The sequence below is a fragment of the Methylobacterium mesophilicum genome, from assembly GCF_022179445.1.
Classification (GTDB): Bacteria; Pseudomonadota; Alphaproteobacteria; order Rhizobiales; family Beijerinckiaceae; genus Methylobacterium; species Methylobacterium mesophilicum.
Genome location: NZ_BPQU01000084.1, coordinates 1 through 1,045, shown reverse-complemented (window position 1 = coordinate 1,045; position 1,045 = coordinate 1). Strand labels below are relative to the sequence as shown.

1 protein-coding gene is annotated in these 1,045 nt (G+C 68.5%); it reads right to left on the bottom strand.

From position 1 onward, the window contains the following. Positions 1–15 precede the first annotated feature (15 nt). A protein-coding gene (locus MFF40_RS28305) for an IS630 family transposase (protein WP_147899651.1) occupies positions 16–977 on the bottom strand; the annotation gives its coding sequence in 2 pieces (ribosomal slippage) (positions 16–626 and positions 626–977; 963 coding nt in all). Positions 978–1,045: the final 68 nt, after the last annotated feature.

The following is a 1,045-nucleotide window of genomic DNA, read 5'->3' as shown; positions in this document are numbered from 1 at the left end:
TAGAGCTGTTCCCACTTATGTAGCGACGGCCAAGTCGTCCTCGTATCCGGCGGCGGTGATGCAGTTGCGGCATTCGTCTGGGGTGAAGCGGGTGAAGGCCTCGCGGATAGCAGCCCAGAGGTCGGGCACGGTGCGGGCGGTTGCGGTTCGCAGCAGGTGCTTGAGCTTGGCGAAGATCTGCTCGATCGGATTGAACTCGGGACTGTAGGGCGGAAGGTATAGGACCCGCGCCCCCACCGCCTCGATAGCTTCGCGCACGCCGGCGACCTTGTGAGCTTGCAGGTTGTCGAGGATGACGGTGTCCCCGGGTCGCAGCACCGGGACGAGGCTGTCGGCGACGTAGCTGCGGAAGCGGGCGCCGTTGGTGGCGCCATCGACGAGACTGAGCGCGCACAGGCCGGTGCTGCGCAGGGCGGCTGTGACGGTGGTAGTTTTGTAGTGGCCCTGCGGCACGAGGAGCCGGCACCGCTCACCGCACGGGGCGCGTCCGTAACGGCGGGCCATGTTGGTGGCGGCCGCGGTCTCGTCGAGGAAGACCAGCGTGTCCGGGTCGAGGTCGGGCAGGGCCTCGAACCAGGCTTGGCGGGCCTCCCTTACGTCGGCCCGCTCCTGCTCAGCCGCATAGAGAGCCCCTTTTTGCGGGTGATGCCGTGGCGGGCGAAGAAGCGCGACAGGCCGCTCGTGCTGGTCTGCAGGCCCTGCGCGGCCAGGGCGTCGCGCAACTCGCGCAGGAAGATCTCGGGCCGGGCTTCGTAGGTGGAGAGGATCCGATCGGCCTGCCCCTCGATGGCCGGAAGACGATCGTCGCCGCGCGTCGGCTTGGGCGCGACGTGGCCTTCCTGCGCGAACCGCTCCGACCAGCGGCTGGCACTCGACACGCTTACACCGAACCGGGCCGCCGCTCGATGGAAGGAGGCGCCCTCGGCCACGGCCGCCACGACACGCTCGCGCAGATCGACAGACAACGGTGAAGGCATCGAGGGCTCCTTCACCACTCAACGCTGCAAACGGCTAACCCGTCGCAACGCGGCCGGGCACGGCTCTA